Annotated in this window: 17 protein-coding genes; 9 read left to right on the top strand and 8 right to left on the bottom strand. The window is 70.7% G+C overall.

Going from position 1 to position 20,243, the window contains the following annotated elements:
- Positions 1-123: 123 nt before the first annotated feature.
- Together M4I32_RS06995 and M4I32_RS07000 are read right to left on the bottom strand one after the other, a co-directional pair.
- Positions 124-861, bottom strand: a complete 738-nt coding sequence (locus M4I32_RS06995; RefSeq protein WP_319033764.1) for a PspA/IM30 family protein — start codon at positions 859-861, stop codon at positions 124-126.
- A gap of 55 nt (positions 862-916) precedes the next feature.
- Complete coding sequence (locus tag M4I32_RS07000; protein WP_319033765.1) at positions 917-3,007, bottom strand: TPM domain-containing protein; 2,091 nt, start codon at positions 3,005-3,007, stop codon at positions 917-919.
- 125 nt (positions 3,008-3,132) lie between these two features.
- Here M4I32_RS07000 and M4I32_RS07005 point away from each other — a divergent pair, with 125 nt between their 5' ends.
- The 3 genes from M4I32_RS07005 (at position 3,133) to M4I32_RS07015 (ending at position 5,636) form a co-directional block, all read left to right on the top strand.
- On the top strand, positions 3,133-3,969 hold the full coding sequence (locus M4I32_RS07005; RefSeq protein WP_319033766.1) for a DUF3097 domain-containing protein: 837 nt from the start codon (positions 3,133-3,135) through the stop codon (positions 3,967-3,969).
- Positions 3,970-4,083: 114 nt separating this feature from the next.
- Positions 4,084-4,749, top strand: coding sequence for a tRNA (guanosine(46)-N7)-methyltransferase TrmB (gene trmB, locus M4I32_RS07010; RefSeq protein ID WP_319033972.1), 666 nt, complete (start codon positions 4,084-4,086; stop codon positions 4,747-4,749).
- On the top strand, positions 4,746-5,636 hold the full coding sequence (locus M4I32_RS07015; RefSeq protein ID WP_319033767.1) for a CPBP family intramembrane glutamic endopeptidase: 891 nt from the start codon (positions 4,746-4,748) through the stop codon (positions 5,634-5,636). Before trmB ends, M4I32_RS07015 begins: the two co-directional genes overlap by 4 nt.
- Before the next feature lie 165 nt (positions 5,637-5,801).
- Here M4I32_RS07015 and lsrF read toward each other — a convergent pair whose 3' ends face one another.
- Genes lsrF through M4I32_RS07040 form a run of 5 tightly spaced genes read right to left on the bottom strand, consistent with a single transcriptional unit; the run spans position 5,802 to position 11,304 of the window.
- The gene (gene lsrF, locus M4I32_RS07020; RefSeq protein WP_319033768.1) at positions 5,802-6,674 is read right to left on the bottom strand and encodes a 3-hydroxy-5-phosphonooxypentane-2,4-dione thiolase; all 873 of its coding nucleotides are present in this window, start codon (positions 6,672-6,674) and stop codon (positions 5,802-5,804) included.
- Positions 6,667-7,719: an ABC transporter permease gene (locus M4I32_RS07025; protein ID WP_319033769.1), complete on the bottom strand. Its 1,053-nt coding sequence runs from the start codon at positions 7,717-7,719 to the stop codon at positions 6,667-6,669. The genes lsrF and M4I32_RS07025 overlap by 8 nt, the downstream gene beginning before the upstream one ends.
- Complete coding sequence (locus M4I32_RS07030; protein ID WP_319033770.1) at positions 7,716-8,690, bottom strand: ABC transporter permease; 975 nt, start codon at positions 8,688-8,690, stop codon at positions 7,716-7,718. Before M4I32_RS07030 ends, M4I32_RS07025 begins: the two co-directional genes overlap by 4 nt.
- Entirely contained in the window at positions 8,687-10,186 is a 1,500-nt protein-coding gene (locus M4I32_RS07035) for a sugar ABC transporter ATP-binding protein (RefSeq protein ID WP_319033771.1), read from the bottom strand. The genes M4I32_RS07030 and M4I32_RS07035 overlap by 4 nt, the downstream gene beginning before the upstream one ends.
- 32 nt (positions 10,187-10,218) lie before the next feature.
- Positions 10,219-11,304 (bottom strand): substrate-binding domain-containing protein, encoded by a 1,086-nt coding sequence (locus M4I32_RS07040; RefSeq protein WP_319033772.1) that lies wholly within the window; start codon positions 11,302-11,304, stop codon positions 10,219-10,221.
- Between the two features lie 216 nt (positions 11,305-11,520).
- On the opposite strand from M4I32_RS07040, the gene M4I32_RS07045 reads away from it, so the two are divergent.
- On the top strand, positions 11,521-12,270 hold the full coding sequence (locus M4I32_RS07045; protein ID WP_319033773.1) for a GntR family transcriptional regulator: 750 nt from the start codon (positions 11,521-11,523) through the stop codon (positions 12,268-12,270).
- A 49-nt stretch (positions 12,271-12,319) separates the two neighbouring features.
- On the opposite strand, the gene M4I32_RS07050 is transcribed toward M4I32_RS07045, so the two are convergent.
- Entirely contained in the window at positions 12,320-13,255 is a 936-nt protein-coding gene (locus tag M4I32_RS07050; RefSeq protein WP_319033774.1) for a 1-phosphofructokinase family hexose kinase, read from the bottom strand.
- A gap of 153 nt (positions 13,256-13,408) precedes the next feature.
- Here M4I32_RS07050 and M4I32_RS07055 point away from each other — a divergent pair, with 153 nt between their 5' ends.
- The 5 genes from M4I32_RS07055 (at position 13,409) to rfbD (ending at position 20,177) form a co-directional block, all read left to right on the top strand.
- The gene (locus M4I32_RS07055) at positions 13,409-13,873 is read left to right on the top strand and encodes a universal stress protein (protein WP_319033775.1); all 465 of its coding nucleotides are present in this window, start codon (positions 13,409-13,411) and stop codon (positions 13,871-13,873) included.
- Positions 13,874-13,879: 6 nt separating this feature from the next.
- On the top strand, positions 13,880-16,678 hold the full coding sequence (locus tag M4I32_RS07060) for an HAD-IC family P-type ATPase (RefSeq protein WP_319033776.1): 2,799 nt from the start codon (positions 13,880-13,882) through the stop codon (positions 16,676-16,678).
- A gap of 222 nt (positions 16,679-16,900) precedes the next feature.
- Complete coding sequence (gene rfbA, locus M4I32_RS07065; RefSeq protein ID WP_319033777.1) at positions 16,901-17,773, top strand: glucose-1-phosphate thymidylyltransferase RfbA; 873 nt, start codon at positions 16,901-16,903, stop codon at positions 17,771-17,773.
- Entirely contained in the window at positions 17,770-18,768 is a 999-nt protein-coding gene (gene rfbB, locus M4I32_RS07070) for a dTDP-glucose 4,6-dehydratase (RefSeq protein WP_319033778.1), read from the top strand. The genes rfbA and rfbB overlap by 4 nt, the downstream gene beginning before the upstream one ends.
- On the top strand, positions 18,768-20,177 hold the full coding sequence (gene rfbD / locus M4I32_RS07075; protein WP_413466799.1) for a dTDP-4-dehydrorhamnose reductase: 1,410 nt from the start codon (positions 18,768-18,770) through the stop codon (positions 20,175-20,177). The genes rfbB and rfbD overlap by 1 nt, the downstream gene beginning before the upstream one ends.
- Positions 20,178-20,243 lie beyond the last annotated feature (66 nt).

Consider the following 20,243-nt stretch of genomic DNA (forward strand, 5'->3'; position numbering starts at 1 on the left):
GAACTACATCGCCCGCTCGCTACTCGAAGCCGGAGGCTTCAGACCCGCACTACACCCTCGTTCGTGAAGAGCCCCATACGCGGGTGCCCGGCTCCGGGGCGGCCCGGGCACCCGCTCAGGTGATCAGGAGCCGATGGCCGGAGCCGACGTGCCACCCGTCTTCAACGCCGCGAGCCGCGCCTCGACCTCGGTGAGCTCGCCGATGTCCTCGAGGCTCTCGAACTGCGCGTCGACGCTCGACGCCGCCAGCTCGGCCTTGCCCTGCGCGAGGGCCTCCTGCCGGCGCACCTTGTCCTCGAACCGTCCGATCTCGCTGGTCGGGTCGAGCACGTCGATCGAGCGGACCGCGTCGTGCACCTTGGTCTGCGCCTCCGCGACCTTGGCACGCGCGAGCAGTTCGGAGCGCTTGGTCTTCAGCTGCTCGAGCTTCTGCTTCATGCCGTTCAGGCCGTCCTTGAGGCGATCGACGACCTCGGTCTGCGTCGCGATCTGCGGTTCGGCCGAACGTGCTTCGTTCTCTTCGCCGATCTGGCGCTGCAGGGCGATCTTGGCCAGGTTGTCGAACTTGTCGGCATCCGCGGTGTGCCCCGAAGTCCGCAGCTCGTCGGCCTTGCGACTGGCGGCGAGCGCCTTGTTGCCCCATTCGGTGGCGGCCTGCACGTCCTCCTGGTGATCACGCTCGAGCAGCCGCAGGTTGCCGATCGTCTCGGCGATCGCCGCCTCGGCGTCGGCGATGTTGTTGGTGTAGTCGCGCACGAGCTGGTCGAGCATCTTCTGCGGGTCTTCGGCCTGGTCGATCAACGCGTTGACGTTCGCCTTCACGAGTGTCGAGATGCGGCCGAAGATGGACTGCTTTGCCATCTGTTCTTCCTTCCGTTGGAGTGTTCAGGGTCGTGAGGGGCGAGGGGATGCCGCTTCAGAAGCGGCCGCCTCCGCGTCGTCCGCGTGAGGTGCGAAGGCCGCCGAAGCCGCCGCCGCCGCGACGCGAACGCGACGAGCCGCGCGCGCCGCCTCCCCCGCCGAAGAGGCCGCCGGGGATCGCCCCGCCGAAACCGCCGCGGCGCGATGCTCCGCCGAGCATGGAGGACAGGACGACACCGCCGATCAGGGCACCGAGCGCCGATCCGCCGGCGCCGCCGCCGTGATCGGCGGTGAAGCCGCGCAGGTCGTGCTGCGCCTGCTGCAGGGCCGCCGCCGCGAGTTCCGCCGCACGCTGCGCACCTGCCGTGGCGGCGGCGGGACCGGCGGCGCCGCTGCGGGCCGACGCCAGCACCGTATCGGCCTCGGCCAGGCGCGTGCGCGCGGTCGCTCCGACGGCGCCTCGGCGCGCGGCGATGAAGTTCGATGCCGCATCGATCTGCGCCTGCGCGCCCGCGAACGCGGCGTCGCGCGCGCGTTCGGTGCGCCGGGCTCGTTCGAGGGCATCCCGTGCATGGGCCAGGGCCTCGTCCAGCCGGGCATCCGCGGACCGCAGGACGTCGAGGGCGGCCAGGGGTCGGCGGGGCGGCTGCAGCAGCCGGCGGGCCTCGCCGATGCCGGCCTCGGCGTACGAGAGCGCGCCCGCCACGCGGCCGTCCGCGTCGGGCAGGACGCGCGCCGCCGCCGCGTCGGCGACGACCTCGGCGAGCAGTTCCGCTCCGCGCCGCTCGGCCGCGGAGAGGTCGTCGCCGCGTGCGGCGATCGCGGCTTCGAGACGGCCCGCCTGCGCGATCGCATCCTCGGCCGCCGTGATCTCGAGGGCGGCGTCGGCGGCGCGGCCCGACTCGACCGCCCGCGTCGCCTCGTCGAGCCGCTCCGCCGCCCAGTCGAGGCGATCGCGCGCCTGGGCCGGATTGTCGACGACGGGCGAGAGCTCCTCGGGCGCGAAGCGTCCCTGCAGCTCTGCGAGTGCGGCGGCGGCCGCATCCAGACCCGACTCACGGGCGGCGTGTGCACCGCGAGCCGCTTCGATCGCGGCAGGAGCCGTGCGCTCCAGTTCGCGCAGCTCGTCGAAGGCCGCGGTCTTCGCGTCGAGCGACGCGCTCGCGCGTTCGCAGAGTTCGAGGATGCGCGAGCGCCATGCCCGCACATCCGCCGCGGCGTCGGGTTCGTCGTCGTCGAGGCGCTGCTGCAGTGAGAACGCCTCCGCCAGATCTGTTCGCGCCCGCGCGAGCGTGGCCGCGAAATCGGCCGTCGCGGCGTCGCCGAACTGGGCGCGCGCAAAGTCCACCTCCTGCGCGCTCGTGCGCACGGCGTCGTCGGTGGCGATCAGCGCCGACGCCGTGCGCCGGGCGAGTTCCTCGTCGGTGACGGGGGCGTTCATGCCGACGGTCGGCGCCTTCGCCCCGGGCGGTGTCGTCCTGCCTCCGGCCTGCGCCGTCGCACCCCGCCGCGTGCGGCGCGCCAGCACGATCGCGACGATGACACCGGCGAGCACGAGCAGACCGAGGACCACGACGAGTGCGGTCGGGAACGAACCCGCCTCGTCGTCGGGGTCGACGGCAGCGGCGACGCCGTCGACCGCGGCGTTCACGGCGCCGACCCACTCACCGGCTGCGAGCGCAGGCTGGATGTCGTTCTGCTCTATCTCGCCCAGCCGGTCGAAGGGCACGGGTCCGGCGGCATCCCCCGAGACATAGAACTGCCTGGTCTGCACCGCCACCGCCAGCAGGTACTGGTGCGGTCCGAGACCGTTGAGCTCGGCCGTCGCGTTTGCCCACGCCTCGGGGCTCGCCGGGTCGGCGAAGGCGTCCACGAACACCACCCACAGGTCGATGCCCGTCCGCTCCTGCAGCCGCTGGAGGGCCGCCTGGGCATCTGCTTCCTCCGCGGCGGTCAGGACACCGGCCTCATCGACGACATAGCCGGCGCCGAGGGTGACCGGGGCCGCCGCGGACGCGGCCCACGCCGGAGCAAGCACCAGCAGCATCCCGAGCGCGAGCATCAGCGGGACGTTGGCCCGGAAGAGCCCGGGCCGTGTGCGTCCGCCCATCACGCCACCGCCCTCGAGGGTCCTCGGTATCCCCACGACGCCCCAGTCTATGCGGGCCGCGGCATGGGCGGAACGGGCTACGCCGCGTGCGTCCCCGCTCGGGTGTCGCACCGCCGCGCTGCCGTGTGATCGCCATAGGCTGGCGCGGTTCGGGAGGATGCATGGACGACAGATACGGCGCTGATGTGCTCGCGGCGGGCTGGCGCGAGCGACGCAGCACGCCCGTGCCGCGTGTGCCCGTCGAACTCGGAATGGTCGTCGAGCTGGCGGGCGACGACTGGTGCGGCGCCGTCACCGATGTGCGCTCCGGCACCGTGGAGCTCGAAGACCGACACGGCCGCCGGCGCCAGTTCCCGCTCGGGCCCGGATTCATGATCGACGGGGCGCTCGTGCAGCTCGACCCTCCGGCGCGCGAGAAGCCGGGCGCGCCGGGGCGCACGGCATCCGGCTCTTTCGCGGTCGCCGACGCCCCCGCCCGCACGGCGCGCGCCAGCAGGATCCTCGTCGAAGGCCGCCATGACGCCGAGCTCGTCGAGAAGGTCTGGGGGGACGATCTGCGCGTCGAGGGCGTCGTCGTGGAGTACCTCGAGGGGATCGACCACCTGCCCGCGCTGCTCGAGAGCGAACCGCCCACGGCGCGCCGCCGGTACGGCGTGCTCGTCGATCACCTCGTCCCCGGGTCCAAGGAGACGCGCGCGGCCGAGGCGCTCGCGCGGTCCCGCCACGGAGCGTACCTGCTCATCGTCGGCCACCCGTGGGTGGACGTCTGGCAGTGCGTCACGCCCCGAGCGCTCGGCATCACCGCGTGGCCGGACGTGCCCCGCGGCCAGGACTGGAAGACGGGGGTCTGCCGCGCGCTCGGGTGGCCGTCGGAGACCCCCGCCGACCGGGCGCGTGCGTGGCGCCGCGTGCTGGGCGCGGTGTCGTCGTATCGCGATCTCGAGCCCGCGCTCCTCGGTCGCGTCGAGGAGCTGATCGATTTCGTGACGGCCGAATGAGCCGGCGCCGCGGCGGCCGGTCGGTAGCCTGGGGAGGTGCCCGACTTCGACATCGACCAGCCCCGGCGTGGATTCCGCGATCGACCCCTGTCGTTCGTGCGCCGCAGCGGACGGATGTCGGAGGCGCAGGATCGCGCGTGGCGCGAGCTCTCGCCGCGCTATCTGCTCGACATCCCCCGCGACGAGGGGGCGACGTCGGTGCACCCCGACGCCCGGCTCGAGCCGGAGCGGGAGTTCGGTCGCCGGGCCCGGCTGATCGTCGAGATCGGGTCCGGCCAGGGTCACGCGATCGTGCACGCCGCGGCGCAGCATCCGCACGATGATTTCCTCGCGATCGAGGTCTTCCAGGCCGGTCTGGCACGCACGATGCTGGATGCCGATCGGGCAGGGGTGACCAACCTGCGGCTGATCGAGGCGAACGCTCCCGAAGTGCTCGCCTCGCTGCTTCCGGAAGGGGCAGCCGACGAGGTCTGGGTGTTCTTCCCTGACCCCTGGCACAAGCAGCGTCACACCAAGCGTCGCCTCGTCCAACCCGATTTCGCGCCGGTGCTCGCACGTGCCCTCGCCGACGGCGGGATGCTGCGGGTCGCCACGGACTGGCAGGCGTACGCGGTGCAGATGCGCGACGTGTGGGACGCGTCGCCCGAGCTCGATCGCGCTTTCGAGGGCGACTGGGCGCCGCGCTTCGAGGGGCGCACGATGACCGCGTTCGAACGCAAGGGGCTTCGCGTCGGCCGTCACATCCGCGACCTGCGTTACCGCCGGCGGGACCGGCCGTGACGGCGCACGGAACCCCCGTCGCCGCGACCCGGCCGCGGCTGCAGATCGGGCTGCTGCCCGCTGTCGTCGTCTGCCTCGCCGCACCGGCCTTCTTCGTCGCCCGCATCACGTGGCTCGGCTGGGTGCTGCTCGCCGTGGGGGTGGCGCTCGCCTGGGTGCTCGCCGGCCGGATGCCGGATCGCGCGGGCGCTGCGATCGAACAGGGGGACGCGCGGTCTTCTCGCGCCCCGAGCCTGTTCCGCGACCTCGCTCTGATCGCGGTGGGCATGCTCATCGTGAGCGTCATCCCGCTCAAGGCCGAGCTCGACAACGTCGCCATGGTGCGGTTCGGACTGGCGCTCGGCGGAGCCGTGGCGGTGCCGTACCTGCTTTCGCGCTTCGCCTTCGGCGATTACGCCATCCGATTCCCCTGGCGCGGCGGCGGCCGATGGTCGTGGTTCCAATGGTCGTGGCTCGTGCTCGTGCTCGTGCTCGGCTGGCTGATCCTGCCGTACTACTTCATCACGTCGGGCGTCTACGCGAACTGGCCCGTCGTCGACACGCCGTCGCTCATCGCGCGGCTGTTCGTCGGCGTCGGCGCGGTGGGGATCTGGGACGAGCTGTTCTTCATCTGCACCGTGTTCGCGTTGCTGCGGCGACATTTTCCGGACTGGCAGGCCAACCTGCTGCAGGCCGTCGTCTTCGTCTCGTTCCTCTGGGAGCTGGGGTACCAGGCCTGGGGGCCGGCGCTGACGATCCCGTTCGCCCTGCTGCAGGGATTCATCTTCATGCGCACCCGGTCGCTCGCGTACGTGGTGACCGTCCACCTTCTCTTCGACGCGGTGGTCTTCCTGGTGCTGGTCCACGCCCACAACCCCGGCGTGCTCGACGGGATCTTCCTCCTATGAGCCTGGCAGGTCGTCTTCGGGAGGGAGTCGCGGGGGGGGGGGGGGGCCCCCCCCCCCCCCCCCCCCCCCCCCCGGGGGGGGGGGGGGCGGCGGGGGCCCCCCCCCCCCGGGGGCGGGGGGGGGGCGGGGGGGCCCGCGGGGCGCCGGGGGGCGCCCCGCGACCGGTCAGTGGGAGAGGGTCTGGAAGAGGTCGAACGCCTCGTCCGGTGTGAGAGCGTCGTGGACGACGCCGCGCACGGCCGACAGCATCGCCTCGGGGTGCTCGGACTGGAACACGTTGCGCCCCATGTCGACTCCGGCGGCGCCCTCCTGGATGGCGCGGTACGCAACGCGCAGAGCTTCCTTCTCCTCGACCTTCTTGCCCCCTGCGATGACGATCGGCACCGGGCAGGCACTCGTGATGGTCTCGAAGCCCTCCTCCACGTAGTACGTCTTGACGAACGCCGCCCCCAGCTCCGCGCTGATGCGCGTTGCGAGACGGAAGTAGCGGGCGTCTCGCACCATGTCACGGCCCACGGCGGTCACCGCGAGTACGGGAATGCCCGCGGCCTGGCCCTGGTCGACGAGCGTCGTCATGTTCTTGATCGACTTGGTCTCGTTCTCGCCTCCGACGAAGACCTGGACGGCGAGGGCAGCGGCATCCAGACGCACCGCGTCGTCGATCGACACGGCGAGCTCCTCGTTCGAGAGCTCCTTCAGCACGCTGGGTCCGCCCGATGCCCGCAGCACAACGCCCTTGCCGTTGTCGGCGGGGATCGTCGTGCGCAGGGCGCCGCGTGTGCACATGAGCGCGTCCGCCTGCGGGACGAGCGGGAGGATCGAGCGATCGAGACGCTCGAGACCCGATGTCGGACCCTGGAAGTACCCGTGGTCGAACGCCAGCATGACGGTCTTGCCATCGGCGGGGCTGAACACGCGCGACATGCGGGCCCGCAGGCCCCAGTCCTGGCCGGACATCCCCTTCAGCTGCGAGCCGGTCTCTCGGGCGTCCGCTCCGGTGTAATCGGTGCCTTCGCGGATGTCGTCGAGGTCAGCCATGGATGGTCTCCTTCTGTGTCGATGGGGAAGGCGTCGCCGTCGGCGAGCCGGAGGAAAACGAGTGGCGGAGGCGTCGCAGCGTGTTGCGGCCGGTTCCGGTGGTCGCGGAGGCGACGACCACGACCAGCACGACAAGAACGCCCTTGAGCACGTTCTGTGCGCCGACGGACCACCCGACGAGGTTGAGTAGGCCCGAAAGCAACACGAAGAAGAGCGCTCCCGTCCAGACTCCGACGGGCACGGGACGCCCACCCGCGATGAGGGTGCCGCCGATCACGACGACGGCGATCGAATCGAGCATGTAAGAGGTGCCGAGCACGGTGCTGGGCGAGATGTACGCAGCGAGCAACCCGCCGACGAGGCCGGCGAAACCGGCGCTCAGCAGGTAGGCCGTGGCGGTGACAGCGGCGACGCGGATGCCTGCGCGCTCGGCGGCCCGCGAGCTCTGGCCCACCGCGATGATCGACAAGCCGAGATGGGTGCGGCGCAGCATGAACCAGATCGCCAGGGTGATGAGCGCGACCACCAGCGCGATCACCGGCACGCCGAGGAGCTTGGCGTTGACGAAAGCGCGCAGCGCAGGGTCGGCACCCCCACGCGCCTCACCGGCGAGCAGCAGCGTCGCGCTGGTGACGATCAAGCTCGTCGCAAGCGTGGCGATGATGGGCGGCACGCGAAGCAGCAGGATCGCCAGAACGCTGATTCCGCCGGCTGCGAGTCCCGCCCCGAAACCGGCAGCGAGACCGGCGACGGGGCCGGCTGCCGCCCCCACGGCGACCGAGACGTACGAGCTCATCGAGATCACGGTGCCGACCGAGACGTCGATGTTGCCCGGCCCGAGGGTGATGACCAGCATCTGTCCCAGCGCAACGAGAGCGAGGAACGGCGCGAGCGAGAACGCCTGCCCGAGGGGATCGAGCGGGGCCCCCGGGCGCACGATGATCGTGACGATCCAGACCACCGCGACTCCGAGGAGCGACCAGCCCCACGGGGGCCACGGAAGAGCGCGACGGGCAGAAGCGGAAGGTGAGGCAGAGGTGTTCATCGCGCGAGCTTCTCCGTGACGATGCGGCCGGCGAGGACCGCGAGGACGATGACGCCCTGTGCCGCGGACTGCCAGCTCGAAGGAAGGTTGATCAGGCTGAGCAGCACCGTGATGAGGCCCAGGGTCACCGCGCCGAGCGTGGTGCCGATCGGGAGCGCGCGGCCTCCCGAGAACGTTCCGCCGCCGAGGATCACCGCGGCGATGGTCATGAGCGTGAACTCCCCCGCCGAGTTGATGTCGCCCGACCAGGTCTGCGACGCCAGGAGCAGGCCGGCGAGCACCATCAGGACGGCGGCGATCGCGTAGGCGGCGATACGGGTGCCGAGCAACGACACGCCGGCCTTCTCGAGCGTCGCGGGCTGCGAGCCGAGTGCCCGCATCCGCGTGCCGATCAGGGCGCGCCGAGTGACGTACCAGCCGACGAGTGTCGCGAGGACGATGAAGACCAGTGGCGCCGGGAACCATGTCGGACGCCACTGCGACAGTGCCGACAACCACAGCGGCGTCTGACCGCCCGGGGTGGGAAGGATCTGCAGCCCGAGGCCCAGCCAGACGAACGACATCCCGAGCGTGACGATGATCGATGGCGCCGACCACTTCTGCACGGTGACGGCGATGAGCCCGTAGACGCAGACGATGCCGAGGATCATCGCGACGGCGAGCAGGGGCGTCTCCGCCAGCACGGTCGCTGCGATGACGGTGATCAGGCCGACGAGAAATCCGACGCTCAAATCGATGTCGCCGACGCTCATGATGACCATCTGTGCCTGCGCCGCGAGCACGAGCGGCACCGACGACATCAGCATCAGAGTCAGGCCCGGCACGCTCAGGATGCCGGGCTGGAGCGTCGCGGTGATCACGAAGATCACCACGAGGGCACCGAGTGCCAGCAGTGCGGGCGAGCCGTTGACCGCGCTGGAGCGCAATCGCTGGGGCGAGGTGGGAGTGGAGGCGGGGGCGGTGGTCGTCATCGGACCGGCTCCTCGGTTCGGGACTCGCCGAAAGAGTCGGCGATGATGCGGTCTTCGGTGATCTCGTCGCCCGACAGCTCGCTCACGATGCGTCCCGAGCGGAAGACATAGACGCGATCGCAGTGCGCCATCTCGCTGTTCTCCGTCGAATACCAGACGATCGAGCGCCCCCGTGAGGCTTCGACTCGCATGAGGGCGTACAGCTCGTTCTTGGTGCTGACATCGACACCGCGGAACGGGTCGTCCAGGAGCACCAGCGCGGCATCGGCGGCGAAACCGCGAGCGACGAGAACTTTCTGCTGGTTGCCACCCGAAAGCGACGTGATGGGGGCTCTGGCGCCGCCCTTGACCTTCAGGCGGTCGACCCATTCAGCTGCGAGCCTGCGCTTGGGGGCCGAGCGGATGACTCCGGCCACGGACAGACGCCGTGTTGCCGAGACTGTGAGGTTCTCAGCCACACTCCAGAGCGGAAAGATGCCGCTGGTCTGTCGGTCGCCGGGAACGTATGCCCGCCTCTTGGTGACCGTCGCCCCGCGGGCGTTCGCCCACAGCCGGCGCAGCAGGGCATCCTGGCCGTGTCCGGCCAGGCCTGCGAGCCCGACGATCTCGCCCGCTCCCACGACGAAGGGTCGCGACCCCGCCTCGGCCACGCGGGCGACGACCCCTTCCGACCGAGCGCCCTTGTCGCCGGCGTCGGACGTCACGCGACGGAACGTCGCCGTGTCGGCGCGCACCTCTCCGCCCATGGCGGCGAGGAGAGCGTCCTCATCGGTGGAAGCGGTGGCCACCACCTCGACGACGCGGCCGTCCTTCATGACAGCGATGCGGTCGGCGGCGGCGAGCACCTCCTGCATGCGATGCGAGATCAGCACCATGCTGATGCCCTGCTCGGTGAGCCGGCGTAGGTGTGTGTACAGCTGACGGGTCGCATCGACGCTCAGCGACTCGGTGGGCTCGTCGAGGATCAGCATCGACAGACGCGGGGTGCACAGTGCCCGCGCGATCTCGACCATCTGCCGTTGCGCCATCGACAGGTCGCTCGTGCGGCGTACGATGCTGATCCCATGGCCGGGAAAGACGGTGTCCAGGGCATCGGCGATGTCGCGCTCGGCGCGACGCCGCCACGTCCATCCGCGAGCCGCCCGGTCCGACAGCGCGATGTTCTCGGCGACCGTCAGGTCCGGGCAGAGCGCGAGTTCCTGATAGATCATCCGGACGCCCGCGTCCGCTGCGCTCTTCTGCGTCCACTCGCCGCCGGCATGCCAGGTGACGCGACCGTCATCCGGCCGCTCCCGCCCGGCGAGTACGCGCATCAGGGTGCTCTTGCCGGCACCGTTGTGGCCGACCAGTCCGAGGATCTCCCCTCGCCCGACCGCGAGGTCGATGTCGGCGAGGGCTGTCGTGCTGCCGTAGCGCTTGGTCACGCCGACGGCGGTGAGCACGGCGTCACTCACTTCAGCGGTGAGGGCGCCCGGGTTCTCCGGTGCAGCTGTCATGGGGTTCTCCTTCGAACTGGTCGGCCGGGTCGCTACTCGACGACCGGAGCCTGGACCTCTTCGCCGTTGAGCAGCGCTTCGATGGCCGCCTGAGTCGATTCGGCATCCCAGGCGTTCGCCGCGTACTCATCGGTGCTCAGTTCGGCAACCCAGGTGTCAAGGTTGTCCTGCGAGATCTGGACGAGAGGCAGAACGACCTCTTCGGGGACCTCTTCACCGCTCTCCTTCGCGATCGCGACGTGGAGCGCCGCGATGACCTGGCCCGGGTCGGTGAGCGTCGCGAACGAGCCGTTGTCGATACCGCTCTCCTGCCAGAACTCGAGGGATTTGCCGTCCGTGTCGAACACCACGACCGGGGCCTCCCGGTCCGCCGACTCGAAGGCCTGCACGATGCCCATGCCGCCGATGCAACCCGGCACCGCGTCGATCTCGGGCAGTGACCCGAGGATCGCGACGATCTCCTTCTGCGCCGTGGCGGAGTCGCAGTATCCGTTGACCTCGGCGCTGACCTCGACGTCGGGGTAGTCCTCGAGGATCTCGAGTTGACGCGCGTGGAAGGCCTCCTCCGGCTGAGAGCCGATGACACCGCGATTCAGGACGATGTTCCCCTCGCCTTCGATCGCCTCGAGGGCGGGCATGAGGGAGTCCTCGCCCCACTGGGCGTAGTCGTTGCGCACGACGGTGCCACAGCTGGTCTCCATGTCGGCGTCGAGGATGATGACGTTGATGTCTGCGGCGCACGCCTCTTCGATCACGGGCACGAGGGCCGAAGAGGAGGCCGGGATGACCATCAGCACGTCGGGGTTCTCGAGCATGAGGCTGCGGATCTGCGACGCCTGTTCGGTGGCGCTGTTCTCCCCCGGGGCGTTCACGACCGAGTAATCCGCGATGATCCCCTCGTCCTTGAGCGCTTCGGCCTCGGTCTCGAACTTGTCGATCAGGGTGAGCCGCCACCCGTTGACAAACCCGTTCGAGAGCGCGACGTTCAGCCCTTCCGGTTCGCCGCCGGCGTCGGCATCCCCGCCGCCCGAGCCGCCGGCACAGCCGACGAACATCGCCGTGGCCGCGGTGATCGCGAGTGCTGCGCCGAACGCGCGGCGCGTCTGTGAAAACTTCATCGTCCTGGTTCTCCTGTTTCGCTTCGTTGCGTGTGTCGGGCCGCCGCGGTGTCGTTCGTGCTGTGTCCTGCCGACCCATCTGAAACGCGGCAACTTGTCATGATGAGTATGACATGATGAGTTGGTGATGATCACAGTAGAGAGCACCGGCCGCACTGTCAAGCACGCCGTTGGTACGCTGTGACCGCCATGAGCCAGGCGAGGGAGGGGAGCGCGATGCCGGCGACGTCACCGCCCGCAGTGTTGGATCGGAACGCCGATACCCCCCTGTGGCAGCAGTTGGCACGCGTGCTGCGCGAAGACATCCAGAGTGGTCGCCTGGGCCCCGACCAGGCCCTGCCCTCGGAGTCCGAGCTCATCGACCGCTTCGGCGTCTCTCGCACGGTCGTACGGGAGGCGCTCGCCGAACTCGTTCGTGCCGGCCTGATCTACAAAGTGCGGGCACGCGGGTCCTTCGTCTCACCGCAGCGACCCGATCTGAAGTTCATCGGCTCGATGACCGGTTCCTCCGACGATCTCGCCGCCGCCGGACGATCGATGACGACGCGGGTGCTCTCCTTCGATGTCGGGATCGCCGACGCCGACGACGCGAGTGCGCTGCGGATAGAGATCGATGATCCCGTCGTCCGGTTGCGGCGCCTCCGGCACGTCGATGGCATCCCCTGGCTGCTGGTCGACACCACCCTGCCCGCGCACCGCTTTCCGACGCTCGTGCGAGCAAACCTGGTGAACCGGTCTCTGTACGAGCACCTGCGCCGCAACTTCGGCGTGCAGCCGAGCGGAGCCGACCGGTGGATCAGCGCCGTGGTGCCATCCGCCGAGGACGCCGAGCTGCTCGAGTTGGACCAGGGCCAGCCTGTCTTGGCGATCGAGTCGATCGCATGGGACGCCGACGGGGTGCCATTCGAGCGGTACCACGCGCTGCACCGCAGCGACGAGGTTCGATTCCACGTCGGCATCCGCTGAGGCGGGCGTCGGCAGCTGGACGGCCGGTGAACCGTCGCGCGGGCCGGGACTAGGGCGACAGCTCGGCCTCGAGCCGCGCGACATCCTCGGCGCGGCAGAGCTGCGTGCCGGGCATCATCGCGGTGGCGCTGCCGGCGGCGACGGCCGTCGTGAACGCCTCGTCGAGCGGCCTGCCCTCGGCCAGGCGCAGCACCAGGGCGGCGAGAAACGCATCGCCCGCCCCCACCGGGCTGGCGACCTTCACCTTCGGCGTCGGCAGCCGCAGGGAACGGTCAGCCGAGACGAGGAGGGCGCCCGCCGACCCCAGGGTGAGGGCGACCACCTGCGTGCGCCCCGCGCTGATCAGGTCGTGCGCGGCCGAGAGCTGCTCGTCGGGGCGCAGCTCGCGGTCCACGCCGACCAGTTCGGCGAGCTCGTCCCGGCTCGGCTTGATCAGGAAGACACCCTCGGCGAGCGCATCGCGCAGGGGGCGACCCGACGCATCCACCACGAGGCGCACGTCGTGCGCGGCGACCGCGCGAGCGATCATCGCGTAGAAGTCCGTGGGCGCACCGGGTGGCAGGCTGCCGCTCGCAACGAGATACCCGCCGTGCGGGAGCCGCTCGACGACGACCTCGAGACACGCGCGCCACTCATCCTCGCTCAGCGTCGGCCCCGGCAGCACGAAGCGGTACTGGTCGCCGGTCGCGGTCTCGTCGACGGTGAAGCTCTCGCGCGTCTCACCACTGATCTGAACCACGTGCCCGGCCACGCCGGCATCCGCGGCGAACCCCTGATACGCGGCCCCGATCGTTCCACCCAGCGGATAGACCGTGACGGGGCTGCCACCCAGATTCTGCATCGCACGGGAGACGTTCACCCCGCCGCCCCCGGGGTCGGAGCGTGCCGGCCCGCAGCGCATCTTGTGCTCGGGGCGCACCCGCTCGACCGAGCTCGAGATGTCGAGGGCGGGATTCATCGTCAGCGTGACGATCGGTGCGTGCATGCGTCGCTCCCTGGCAGCCGTCGTGCGCCGCGCGAGGCGGACACGGCGCTGTGCGATCGACGATAACCGACCTACCGCCCGCGCGCGCCGCCGCTTACTGTGAGAAGGGCAGCGGAGTACGAGCAGTGCTGCGAACACGAAGGGACCACTCACGTGAGCGAGAACACGGATGCCAGGCCGATCATCGTCGGAGTCGACGGGTCGCCGCCCTCGATCGATGCCCTGCGAAAGGCGGCGCAGCTCGCCGATGCGCTCGACGCGCCGATCGAGGCCATCACCGCCTGGCAGTTCCCGATGATGTACAACGCCTCGTTCGCGTTGGAATCCTGGTCTCCCGAGGAGGATGCGACGGCGACGCTCGCGGACGCGATCGACGCGGCCTTCCCGTCCGGGCCACCCGAACGCCTCACCCGCTCGATCGCCGCGGGTCCGGCCGCGGGCGCCCTGGTGGCCAGGAGCGACGGCGCCGAGATGCTCGTGCTCGGCAGCCGGGGCCGCGGCGGGTTCGCCGGCATGCTGCTCGGCTCCGTCAGCGCCGCGTGCGCGCAGCACGCCCGCTGCCCGGTGCTCATCATGCACGGCCCGGGCCAGCGGACGAGCAGCACCGTCACGGGGTGAGTCGACGTGCCGCCTGCACGCCCACCCCGCCCGCCCGAAGACCTCACCCACCATCCCGCCGCCGCAGCGGGCTCCCCCAACCGGCCCCACGGGCACCCCGCCGGCGAGGTTCTCGAGGGCCTCGACACCGCTCACGCCGGGCTCGAATGGCACGAGGCCGACCGGCGCCACGAGCACTTCGGACCCAACAGCCTTCCCGAGCCGACGCGCACGCACCCCGTCGTGCGGTTCCTCGCCAAGTTCAACAACGCCATCATCTATGTGCTCCTCGCCGCAGCCGTGATCAAGCTCATCTCGGGCGATTACATCGACGCGTCGGTGATCCTCGCGGTCGCCGTGATCAACGCCATCATCGGCTTCGTACAGGAGGGGCAGGCCGAGAAGGCGCTGCGCGGCATCCGGCGCATGCTCTCACCGCACGCGACGGTCAGACGCGGCGGCGACTGGCACGATACCGAGGCTGTGGCGCTCGTGCCCGGCGACATCATCCGCGTGCACGCGGGCGACCGCTCCCCCGCCGATGCGCGGCTGGTCGAGGCGCGCGACGTGCGGGCGGATGAGGCCCCGCTGACCGGCGAGGCCGTGCCCACCGCCAAGCACACCGACACCGTGGAGCACGATGCGCCGCTCGGCGATCGCCACAACATGCTGCACGCCGGGTCCGTCATCGTCGCGGGACGGGCGATCGCGGTCGTCACGGCAACGGGGGTGCGCACCGAGCTCGGGCGCATCCAGCAGCTGGTACGCGACGTGGAGCGCGCCGACACCCCGCTCATCCGCTCGATCAACCGGCTCGGGCGCCAGCTGACGGCATCCGTTCTCGTTCTGACGGTCGTGATGATCGGGCTCGGATTCGTTCTGCACGCCGACCCGCTCGAGACCCTGCTGTCGTCGGCCATCGCCTTCGCCGTGGCGGCCGTGCCCGAGGGCCTGCCGGCGGTCGTGACGATAACACTGGCACTCGGGGTGCGGCAGATGGCCGCGCAACGGGCGATCACCCGCCGCCTCGCGGCCGTCGAGACGCTGGGCTCGGTCACGGTGATCTGCACCGACAAGACCGGCACCCTGACCAAGAACGAGATGACCGTGCGGGCGGCGGCGACCGCGACGGCGCGGTACACGGTCACGGGCGAGGGATACGAGCCCCACGGGGCCGTGCGACGCGACGACGACGGACCGGCGCCGGGCGAGGCGGGGGAGCCGTCGGAGCCGTCGGAGGTGCGCGAGATCGCACGCATCCTGGCGCTGTGCAACGACGCTCAACTCGAGCACACCGCGACGGGCGAGTGGCGCGTCGTCGGCGACCCCACCGAGGGTGCGCTGGTCACCCTCGGTCGCAAGGCGGGCATCGACCTGACCGGTTTCACCCGGCGGGATGAGATCCCCTTCGATTCCGACGCCAAGTACATGGCCACCCTCGATCGATCGGCAGAGGGAGCGGCATCCGTCTCGGTCAAGGGCGCCCCCGACCGCCTGCTGACGCTGTGCACGCACCAGCTCAGCGCCGAAGGGGGCCACGAGCCGATCGACCGCGACCGGTGGCAGTCGCTCGTCGATGCGTATACGGCGCAGGGCATGCGGGTGCTCGCGGCCGCGCGTCGAGACATGCCCCCGGATGCCGCGAGCGTCGAGCCCGCGGATCTTCGCGACCTGGTGATGGTGGGCATCGTCGCCATCGCCGACCCGCCGAGGCCCGAGGCGACGGCCGCGATCCGGGAGTGTCGGGAGGCCGGGGTGCGGGTGAAGATGATCACCGGCGACCACGGCCTCACCGCGCGCGCGATCGCGAGCGAGATGGGGCTCGGAGGGACGAAGAGCGAGCCGGCCGGCACGGACGTGCTCACCGGCACGGACCTCGACGGGATCGACGACGAGCAGCTACGGGCGCGGGTGCCGCACGTCGACGTCTACGCGCGCACCAGCCCGGAGCACAAGCTGCGCATCGTCGGAGCGCTGCAGTCGCTCGGCGAGGTCGTGGCCATGACCGGCGACGGGGTGAACGACGCGCCGGCCCTGACCCGCGCCGACGTCGGGGTGGCGATGGGCATGAAGGGGACGGAGGCCGCGAAAGACGCCTCCGACGTCGTGCTCGCCGACGACAACTTCGCCACGATCGAGCGGGCCGTGCGCGAGGGCCGGCGCGTGTACGCCAACCTGCAGAAGGCGATCGTCTTCATCCTCGCGGCGACCCTCGGCCAGTCGCTCGTCGTCTTCACCGCGGTCGTGGCCGGTTTCGCCGACCCCCTGCAGCCCACGCAGATCCTCTGGGTCAACCTCGTCACCGCCGTCACCCTGTCGCTGGCCTTCGCCTACGAACCGGTCGAGCCGGGCACGATGCAGCGCCCTCCGCGCGCACCGGGCGAGTCGATCCTGTCGGGCAATCTCGTGGCCATCACCGGGATCGGCATCGTCGTGGCCGCCGCGACGACGACCGCGTTCTTCGCCGCGCTGGCCTCCGGTGCCGAGCTCGATGCCGCGCGCGCCGCAGCCGTCACAGTGCTGGTGGTCGTGCAGGCCACGACCCTGTTCAACGTGCGCCTGCTGCACCGGTCCGGCTTCACCCGGCAGGTCCTCACCGGCAATCGGATCATCTGGGTCTCGCTGGCCGCCCTCGCGGTGCTGCAGACGGCCTACACCTACCTGCCGCCCTTCCACGTGTGGTTCGGCTCGGCACCGCTCACCGCGGGGCAGTGGGCGGTCGCCCTGGCCTACGGGCTCGTCTGCTTCGTCGTCATCGAGGCGATCAAGGCGGCGGGGCGGATGCGGGGCGCGCGGCGGCGCAGTGCGGGTGCTTCCGTTCCCTGACTGAGCCGCCGGCGGGCGGATGCGGGGATGCGGGGCCGCGGCCGAGCACAACTGCGGCTGCGGGCGACGACGCGCCGCGGCATCCGTCACTTCGCCGGGGTGTCGGCCGGGCGCCCCGCAGTTGTGCACGCCCGCCCGTCCGGCTCGGGCCACAGCCCGCACCCGGTAGTTTTGACCCGTGGGAAACACGCGGCCACACAACCGAGGTTCGGGGGGACATCGATGAAGGGCATCATCCTGGCCGGGGGCTCCGGCACCCGGCTGCATCCGATCACCCTCGGGGTGTCGAAGCAGCTGGTGCCGGTGTACGACAAGCCGATGATCTACTACCCGCTGTCGACCCTGATGCTCGCCGGCATCCGCGACATCCTGGTGATCACCACCCCTCACGACGCGGCGCACTTCCGGCGACTGCTCGGGGACGGGTCGCAGTTCGGGGTGTCGATCACGTTCGCCGAGCAGCCCTCCCCCGACGGGCTCGCGCAGGCGTTCACGATCGGCGCGGACTTCATCGGCGACGACTCCGTCGCCCTCGTGCTGGGTGACAACCTGCTCTACGGGCCGGGCCTGGGCACCCAGCTCAAGCGCTACCGCGACGTCTCGGGCGGCGCGATCTTCGCCTACTGGGTCGCCGAGCCCTCCGCCTACGGCGTGGTCGAGTTCGACGGCGACGGCCGGGCGCTCACGCTCGAGGAGAAGCCGGCCGCTCCTCGCAGCAACTACGCCATCCCCGGGCTCTACTTCTACGACAACGACGTCGTCGAGATCGCCCGCGGTCTGAAGCCCAGCGCACGCGGCGAGTACGAGATCACGGATGTGAACCGCGCCTACCTCGACCGCGGCGACCTGCAGGTGCAGGTGCTGCCGCGCGGAACGGCATGGCTCGACACCGGGACGTTCGACCAGATGACCGACGCGAGCGACTACGTGCGCACCATCGAGCGCCGCACCGGCATGAAGATCGGCGCCCCCGAAGAGGTCGGCTGGCGGCAGGGGTTCCTCAGCGACGACCAGCTGCGCGAGCGCGCCGAGAAGCTCGTCAAGTCCGGCTACGGCGGCTACCTGCTCGAGATCCTGGAACGGGGCCTTCAATGACACGTCTTCTCGTGACCGGCGGCGCCGGCTTCATCGGCTCGAACTTCGTGCACCACGTCGTCGCCCACACCGACCACCACGTCACCGTGCTCGACAAGCTGACGTACGCCGGCAACCGCGCCTCGCTCGCGGGGGTACCCGAGAGCCGCGTCGCCTTCGTGCAGGGCGACATCGCCGACGCGGAGCTGGTCGACCGGCTGATGGGCGAGGCGGATGCCGTCGTGCACTACGCCGCGGAATCCCACAACGACAACTCGCTGCACGACCCGCGGCCGTTCCTCGACACCAACATCATCGGCACGTACACGCTGCTCGAGGCCGCGCGCCGCCACGGCACGCGGTTCCACCACATCTCGACCGACGAGGTCTACGGCGACCTCGAGCTCGACGACCCCCAGCGGTTCACCGAGGCGACCCCCTACAACCCCTCCTCCCCCTACTCGTCGACCAAGGCGGGCAGCGATCTTCTGGTGCGCGCCTGGGTGCGCTCGTTCGGGGTGCAGGCGACGATCTCGAACTGCTCGAACAACTACGGCCCCTTCCAGCACATCGAGAAGTTCATCCCCCGGCAGATCACGAACGTGCTGCGCGGCATCCGCCCCAAGCTCTACGGCGCGGGCGAGAACGTGCGCGATTGGATCCACGCCGACGACCACTCCTCTGCCGTGCTCACGATCCTCGACCGGGGCGAGATCGGCGAGACCTACCTGATCGGCGCCGACGGCGAGAAGAACAACAGGGACGTCGTCGAGCTGATCCTCACCCTCATGGGCGAGCCCGCCGACGCGTACGACCACGTCACCGACCGCGCCGGTCACGACATGCGATACGCGATCGACTCCACGCGGCTGCGCACCGAACTGGGCTGGGAGCCCCGATTCCGCGACTTCGAGGCGGGGCTGGCCGCCACCATCGAGTGGTACCGCGAGAACGAGGCGTGGTGGGCCGGCGCCAAAGACGCGACCGAGGCGTTCTACGCCGCGAAGGGGCAGTGATTTTGACGGAGTTCGGCAAGGACCTGCGCCGCACCGAGACCACCATCCCGGGCCTGACGCTCTGGGACCTTCCCGTGCACGGCGACGCGCGCGGCTGGTTCAAGGAGAACTGGCAGCGCCAGAAGATGGTGGATGCCGGGCTGCCCGACTTCGGGCCCGTGCAGAACAACGTGTCGTTCAACGACGCGGTCGGCACGACCCGCGGCATCCACGCCGAGCCGTGGGACAAGTGGGTCTCGGTCGCCACGGGACGCGTGTTCGGCGCGTGGGTGGACCTGCGCGAGGGACCCACGTTCGGCGCCGTGTTCACCGCCGAGATCGACCCGTCGCGCGCGATCTTCGTGCCCCGCGGCGTCGGCAACGCCTACCAGACGCTCGAGGCCGACACCGCCTACAGCTACCTCGTCAACGAGCACTGGTCGCCGGATGCCGCCTACACGTTCCTGAACCTCGCCGACGAGACGGCCGGCATCCCCTGGCCGATTCCGCTCGATGAGGTCGAGGTGTCGGCGAAGGACCGCGCGCACCCCCGGCTCGCGGATGTCGCCCCCGTGCCGCCGCGCAAGACGCTGGTGATCGGGGCGGACGGGCAGCTCGGGTCGGCCCTGCGGGCGCAGTTCGCGGATGCGGGCCACGTGGAGTTCGCCGACCGGACGACGTTCGACCTGACCGGCGACGCCGGTTCTGCGCGGCAGTGGAGTGAATACGACACGATCATCAACGCGGCCGCGCACACGGCGGTGGATGCCGCGGAGACCGCCGAAGGCCGCGAGCAGGCGTGGGCGGTCAACGCGACCGCCGTGGCCGGGCTTGCCCGGGTGGCCGCCGCGCACCGCCTGACGCTGGTGCACGTGTCGACCGACTACGTCTTCGACGGCACCCTCGACCGGCCCTACCGCGAGGACGACCCCGTGCGCCCGCTGGGCGTCTACGGCCAGTCGAAGGCGGCGGGCGAGCTGGCGGCATCCGTCGTGCCCGCTCACTACGTGCTGCGCACGTCGTGGGTGATCGGCGAGGGGAAGAACTTCGTGCGGACCATGGTGTCGCTGGCCGAACGCGGCGTCGACCCTCGCGTCGTCGACGACCAGGTCGGGCGGCTGACGTTCGCGGGCGAGCTGGCGCGGGCGATCACGCACCTCCTGCGGGAGCGGCCGGCGGCGGGGGTCTACCACGTCACGGGCGGCGGCGAGCCGATGTCGTGGGCGGATGTCGCTCGCGCCGTGTTCGCGGCGGGTGGCCACGACCCGGCCCGGGTGACGGGGGTGTCGACGGAGGAGTATTTCGCGGCGGCGACCGACCCGGTGGCGCCGCGCCCCCGCAACAGCGTGCTGGACCTGTCGAAGATCGAGTCGACCGGCTTCGTATGCCCCGATGCCGCGGCCGGGCTGCGAGAGTACCTCGCAGGCTGAGCCGTCGGGGTGGGGAGCCTCCTCCCGACCTTCCCGTCCGCACGCTCCCGGCGGCACCCGCGCACT

This window comes from Microbacterium sp. LRZ72 (genome assembly GCF_033792225.1).
Lineage (GTDB): Bacteria > Actinomycetota > Actinomycetes > Actinomycetales > Microbacteriaceae > Microbacterium.